At 65.4% G+C, this 6,473-nt stretch carries 6 protein-coding genes; all 6 read left to right on the top strand.

Annotated features, from left to right (window positions below; translation table 11 throughout):
• Positions 1-66 precede the first annotated feature (66 nt).
• Positions 67-627 (top strand): signal peptidase II, encoded by a 561-nt coding sequence (gene lspA, locus VMR03_RS06915; protein WP_325403582.1) that lies wholly within the window; start codon positions 67-69, stop codon positions 625-627.
• 99 nt (positions 628-726) lie between these two features.
• Positions 727-1,290 (top strand): DUF3035 domain-containing protein, encoded by a 564-nt coding sequence (locus VMR03_RS06910; RefSeq protein ID WP_325403580.1) that lies wholly within the window; start codon positions 727-729, stop codon positions 1,288-1,290.
• An 87-nt stretch (positions 1,291-1,377) separates the two neighbouring features.
• On the top strand, positions 1,378-2,814 hold the full coding sequence (locus VMR03_RS06905) for a pitrilysin family protein (protein WP_325403578.1): 1,437 nt from the start codon (positions 1,378-1,380) through the stop codon (positions 2,812-2,814).
• On the top strand, positions 2,811-4,205 hold the full coding sequence (locus VMR03_RS06900) for a pitrilysin family protein (RefSeq protein ID WP_325403576.1): 1,395 nt from the start codon (positions 2,811-2,813) through the stop codon (positions 4,203-4,205). Before VMR03_RS06905 ends, VMR03_RS06900 begins: the two co-directional genes overlap by 4 nt.
• Positions 4,206-4,343: 138 nt before the next feature.
• The gene (locus VMR03_RS06895) at positions 4,344-5,675 is read left to right on the top strand and encodes a glucose-6-phosphate isomerase (protein ID WP_325403574.1); all 1,332 of its coding nucleotides are present in this window, start codon (positions 4,344-4,346) and stop codon (positions 5,673-5,675) included.
• Between the two features lie 4 nt (positions 5,676-5,679).
• Positions 5,680-6,473, top strand: a 794-nt coding sequence (gene mutL / locus VMR03_RS06890; RefSeq protein ID WP_325403572.1) for a DNA mismatch repair endonuclease MutL, incomplete at its 3' end; no start/stop codon positions are given.

The following is a 6,473-nucleotide window of genomic DNA, read 5'->3' as shown; positions in this document are numbered from 1 at the left end:
TGACGCCGCGCGACGCCGCCGCCGTTCAGGAATTCGACGCCCGCAGGACGGGCTGAGGGGGAGAGCATGGCGCTGAGCATTGTCGGCAGGCCGGTCTGGGGCCGTTACTCCGCGCTGGGCGCGGCGATTGCCGTTCTCGGTTTTGCCTTGGACCGCTTCCATAAGTGGTGGATGCTGCATGTCTTCGACATGCCGGGCCGCGGCCGCTACGAGGTAACGTCGTTTTTCGACCTGGTCATGGCCTGGAACAAGGGCGTCAGCTACGGCCTCTTTCAGGCCGAGACGACAATCGGTCGCATCGGGCTCATCCTCTTTGCCCTCATCGTCGTCGCCGGCCTCGGATTATGGTTAGCGAAGGCAGAGGCCAGGATAACGGCCGTCGCCATCGGCCTCGTCATTGGCGGCGCCCTTGGCAATGTCCTCGACCGCTTCGTCTACGGCGCCGTGGCGGACTTTTTTAGTTTTCACGCCTTCGGCTTTTACTGGTATATCTTCAACGTTGCGGACATCTGGATTGTGATGGGCGTTGGCCTGATCCTTCTGGAGTCCCTGCTTCCGGGGGTGTTCGGACCGGTTCACTCCGAACAGACAGGCCAGGGCGAGGCGCGCGAAGACGAGCGCACCTGAAAAAGCCGGGCCGGGCCATCGGCACGAGGATCGGCTCGGGGCCCAAAGCTGAAGGACATGACGGTAATGCTGAAGAGCAGGCGGATTGTAAGCCTGGGTATGTTTGGCGCCTTGTCTCTGTCGCTCGCGGCTTGCGGCGGCGGTGGCGGTCTCAAGGACGCGCTCGGCTATGGCAAGGACGCGCCGGACGAATTCGCGGTCGTCACCAAGGCGCCGCTTGTCATCCCGCCGGATTTCGCGCTCCGTCCGCCGCAGCCCGGTGCGCCGCGCCCTCAGGAGATGAATTTGCAGCCTTCCGCGACGGCCCAGGCCGCGCTGGTCGGCGGCGAGTCCGGCATCACGGCGTCCGCCGGCGCCGGCAGCCCCGGCGAACAGGCGCTGCTCGCCCATACGGGTGCCGCCGATGCCGATCCGCGCATTCGCGCTGTCGTCAACAACGAGACACGGACGCTCGTTCAGAAGGACGACAGCTTCACCAACGATATTCTCTTCTGGCAGAAGAAGGGCGCACCCGCGGATGAGCGCCTCGTCGACTCGGCCGCCGAAAAGAGGCGTGTCGATCAGAACGAAGCCCAGGGCAAGCCCGTCACTGAAGGCGAGACGCCGTCGGTCGCGCCGGAAAAGCCCGGCTTCTTCTCGGGCCTCTGGTCCTCGATCTTCTGATCCACGCCGCCGCACGAATTTAAAGAAGGCCCGCTCCACGAAGGCGGGCCTTCTCCGTCCCAACCTTCCGGTCCGTGGAGCGAGTGTTTGCGCCTTTCCCGAGAGCCACGCCTCCGGCATCTGACCGCCGCCGCCCTTCTGGCGGCTCTTTTCGCCACAGCCGCCAACGCCGCGCCGCAAGCGGTGCTTCCCGCGAGATCGGCTTCGGCCGAAGTCGCGGCGCTCGGTCCCGATCCGCGACCCGTCGCTCCCGATCCCGCCGCACCCGAGATGTTCCGCCTCGCGAACGGCATGGACGTTCTGGTCATTCCCGATCACCGCGCGCCCGTCGTCACCCATATGGTCTGGTATCGCGTCGGCGCTGCCGACGAGACGCCGGGAAAGACCGGCCTCGCGCATTTTCTCGAACATCTGATGTTCAAGGGCACCGCGAAGGTCGCGCCCGGCCAGTTCTCGAAGACGGTCGCCCGGCACGGCGGCCAGGACAACGCCTTCACCAATTACGATTTCACCGCCTACTACCAGGCGATCGCGAAGGACCGTCTGCCGCTCGTCATGGAGATGGAAGCCGACCGCATGACGGGCTTGAAGCTCACCGACAAGGAAGTCCTGCCCGAGCGCGACGTCGTACTGGAAGAACTCCGTATGCGGATCGAAAACGAGCCGGTCGCCGAACTCCAGTCGGCGATGAACGCGAAGCTCTATGGGGGCCACCCCTACGGCCGCGACGTCATCGGCGTGAAATCGGAAGTCGAAAAGCTCGGCACCGAGGACGCGCTCGAATTCTATCGCCGCTTCTACACGCCGAACAACGCGATCCTGATCGTCGCGGGTGACGTGACCGGCGCCGAGTTGAAGCCGCTCGCCGAAAAATATTTCGGGCCGGTCGCCGAACGCGCGCCAACCTATGTCCGCAAGCGTCCGCCCGTCGAATGGCCCGCCGCCTCGACCCGGGTGACGCTGCATGACGCCCGTGTGCAGGAGCCGACCTGGCTGCGCTTTTATCCCGCGCCGTCGCAAGGGCAGGCCGGCCCGCGCGAGGCCGCCGCGCTCGACATGCTGGCGCAGATTCTCGGTGGCGGCACCACGAGCCGTCTCTATCAGGCCCTCGTCGTCCACCAGAAGGTCGCGAGTTCCGTCCAAGCCTGGTACGACGGCGACAATCTCGACGCCGGCGATTTCGGCGTCTACGCGCTGCCGCGTCTCGGCGGCGACCTCGCCGTCGCCGAAAAGGCAATCGACGCCGAGATCGCGCGTCTGCTGAAAGACGGCGTCACCGCCGCCGAGCTCGAACGCGCCAGGACGCAGCTCGTCGCCAGCGACGTCTATGCCCGCGACACGCAGCAGACCATGGCCTATGCCTATGGCAGCGCGCTGATGACGGGCGTCTCCGCCCGCGACGTCTTCGAGTGGCCGGACCATGTCAAGGCCGTCACCGCTGAAGACGTTCTCGCCGCCGCGCACAAGGTCTTCGACGGCGCCCATACCGTGACAGGCGAACTTCTGCCGGAGGTGAAGCCATGACACGCCGGCCTCTTCTCGTACTCCTCTCCGCCGCCGCGGCCTTTGTCCTGCTGGTCGCGCCCGCGCAGGCGATGAAGATCGAGCGCGTCGTGAGCCCCGGCGGCATCGAAGCCTGGCTCGTCGAGGAGACCGCCGTGCCCGTCATCGTCATGAATGTCGCCTGGGAAGGCGGCGGCTCGGCGAGCGATCCCAGGGGCAAGGAAGGCCTCGCCAACCTCGTCTCGGGCCTGCTCGACGAAGGCGCGGGCGACCTCGATTCCGAAACCTTCCAGACGCGGCTCGCTTCCACCGGCGCCACCATGTCCTTCTCGCAGGACCGCGACTATTTCGAGGGCCGCTTCAAGACATTGGCCGACCGGCGCGACGAGGCTTTCGCGCTCTTCGGTCTTGCGCTGACGAAACCGCGTTTCGACGCCGACGCGGTCGAGCGCATCCGCGCCCAGATCGCGACCATCATCGCGCGCAACATGGAGGACCCGGGCTGGATCGCGTCGCAAGCCTGGGCGAAGGCGGCTTACGGCAGCCACCCCTATGCGCGGCCCGAAGACGGTACGCAAGGTTCGCTCGCGCGTCTGACGGCCGACGATCTCCACGGTTTCGCGACGAAGGTGTTCGCCCGCGACAATCTGAAGATTGCCGTCGTCGGTCCGATCACGTCGTCGGAGCTCGGAACGTTGCTCGACAAGACTTTCGGCGCGCTCCCCGCCCATGCGCATGTGCCGACGATCCCAGAAGTCAAAATCCCGGCGAAAGCGAAGACCGTCATCGAGAAGCGGCCCTATCCGCAAAGCGTCGTGCTCTTCGGCCGTCAGGGCCTGAAGCGCGCCGACCCGGACTTCGTCCCCGCCTATGTGATGAACTACGTGCTCGGCGGCGGCAGCTTTTCCTCGCGCCTGATGGAAGAGGTGCGGGCGAAGAGGGGGCTCGTCTATTCGATCGGAACCTACCTCGTCCCGCAGCGCCACGGCGCCTTCATCATGGGCCAGCTCGGCACCAAGAATGCGAGCGTCGGTCTGTCGCTCTCGATCATCCGCAAGGAACTCGCGCGCATGGCCGATGGCGGCGTCACCGACAAGGAACTCGCCGACGCCAAGACCTATCTGACCGGCTCCTATCCCCTGCGGTTCAACTCCAACGGCAAGATCGCCGGCGAGCTTCTCGGCATCCAGACCGAGAATCTCGGCATCGACTATGTCGAGAAGCGCAATGGCATGATCGAGTCCGTGACGAAGGCCGATATCGCCCGCGTCGCGAAGCGGCTTCTCGCCGGCGACGGCCTCATCGTCTCCATCGTGGGCGAGCCGAACATGTCCGAGACGCTGCCGGCCGGCACCAAGCTTCGCCCCATGCCCGAGCCCTCGGCCCGGCCGAGCGAAGGCGCCGCCCAATAGGACACCCGCGCCTCACAATCGTCACGATCCGTCGGGATGGTGGTGGATGACGGTTCTTGTTACCGTTGAAAAGGGAACGATCGGGCCCGATTCTCCGTTGTGCCTGAGCATCCTCCCCATGAATCAGAAGAGCGCGCCATGTCCCAGACGAACCTTCCCTATGAACAGAATGTCGACGCCTGCTTCGAGGAGAAGATCGGCAAGGACGGCCTGAGCAAGGCTGCCTACGGCAAGGCGCTGAAGGAAGCTGAAACGGCGCTCGCCTGGTTGCGCGAAGCCTATGAGAAGCAGACGCTGGCGCTCCTGCGTGTGCCCGAACGCAAGGACGATCTCGGTCCCCTGCGCGACGTTGCCGCGAAGCTTCTCGACAATACGACCGACCTCTTCGTTCTTGGCACCGGTGGCTCGTCGCTCGGCGCGCAGGCGATCGCGCAGCTGACGAGCTGGGGCACCCAGGCTCATGTGCAGAAGGGCCCGCGCGTCTTCTTCCTCGACAATCTCGACGCCCAGACCATGCAGGCGGCGCTTTCCGCCTCCGACCTGAAGACGACGCGCTTTCTCGTCGTTTCGAAATCGGGCGGCACGGTCGAAACCTCGATCCAGACGCTCGCGGCCATGAGCGCCATCGAAAAGGCCGGCGGCGGCAAATACATGAAGCATCATTTCGCCGTGCTGACCGAGCCCGCCAAGGACGGTAAGCCCAACGCCCTGCGGGCGCTTGCCGAGAAATACGGCTTTGCGACTCTGGAGCACGACACCGGCGTCGGCGGCCGCTATTCGGTGCTGACCAATGTCGGCCTGCTGCCCGCCGACATTCTCGGCCTTGATATCGAAGCCTTCCGTGCCGGTGCGAAGGATGTGCTGGCACCTGTTCTCGCCGGCAAGCCCGCCGACGAAGTCGCCCCTGCCATCGGTGCCGCGCTCTCGATGGCGTTGCAGGCCGAGAAGGGCGCGAACATGACCGTGTTCATGGCCTATGCCGACCGGCTCGAGCGCTTCCTCGCCTGGCATGCGCAGCTCTGGGGCGAAAGCCTCGGCAAGGAAGGCAAGGGCACGACGCCCGTCCGCGCGGTGGGCCCTGTCGACCAGCACAGCCAGCTTCAGCTCTATCTCGGCGGTCCGAAGGACAAGATGTACACGGTCTTCATGACCGAGACGGCGGGCGAGGGCCCGGTCGTCCTGCCCGAACTCGCGACCGATCCCGCATTCGCCTCGCTTGCGGGTCATCACATCGGCGATCTCGTCGATGCGGAAGCCCGCGCCACCGTCGATACGCTGGCGAAGAACGGAAGGCCCGTGCGTACCTTCAAGGTGAAGAAGCTGAACGAACGCACGCTCGGCGCGCTCTTCATGCACTTCATGCTGGAAACGATCATCGCCGGCAAGATGCTCGGCATCGATCCCTTCGATCAGCCGGCGGTCGAGGAAGGCAAGATCCTCGCCAAGAAATATCTGGCGGAGATGAAATAAAAAAATGAGCGTCGTTCGCCGTCTCAGCGAAGGCACGATCAACCGCATCGCCGCGGGCGAAGTGGTGGAGCGGCCCGCGAGCGCGGTGAAGGAACTCGTCGAGAACGCGCTCGACGCCGGCGCCCGCCACATCGACATCGTCATCGCGGGTGGCGGGCGCGATCTGATCCGCATCACCGACGATGGCTGCGGCATGTCGGCGGACGACCTGGCGCTCGCCATCGAACGCCACGCGACTTCGAAGCTGAAAGCCGACGAGACGGGTCGCGAGGATCTGCACGACATCGCGACGCTCGGTTTTCGCGGCGAGGCATTGCCGTCGATCGGCGCGGTCGCGCGTCTCTCGATCCTGAGCCGGACGCCCGGCAGCGACACCGCCCACAGGGTCACCGTCGAAGGCGGGCATGTTTCGCCCGTCGAGCCTGCCGCCGGCACCGTGGGCACGCGCATTGAAGTGCGCGATCTCTTCTTCGCGACGCCGGCGCGTCTGAAATTCCTGAAAGGCGAACGCGCGGAGACATTGGCCGTCGCCGACATCGTGAAGCGCCTCGCCATGGCGCATCCGGAGGTCGCCTTCTCACTGACCAACGAGACGCGCAACATGCTCCGCCTCGAAGCCGAAATGCCGGGCGAGGTCGGACGGCTCGGCCGCCTCGGCGCGATCATGGGCCGCGATTTCGCAGAGAACGCCATCGGCATCGATGCGGCCCGCGAGAACATCGTGTTGAAAGGCTTTGCCGGTCTGCCGACCTATAATCGCGGCACGGCGCAGATGCAGTTCCTCTTCGTCAACGGCCG

This window comes from Parvibaculum sp., assembly GCF_035511255.1.
Classification (GTDB): Bacteria; Pseudomonadota; Alphaproteobacteria; order Parvibaculales; family Parvibaculaceae; genus Parvibaculum.
The sequence above is the reverse complement of the archived record's forward strand: the minus strand, read 5'-3'. Positions and strand labels throughout refer to the sequence as shown.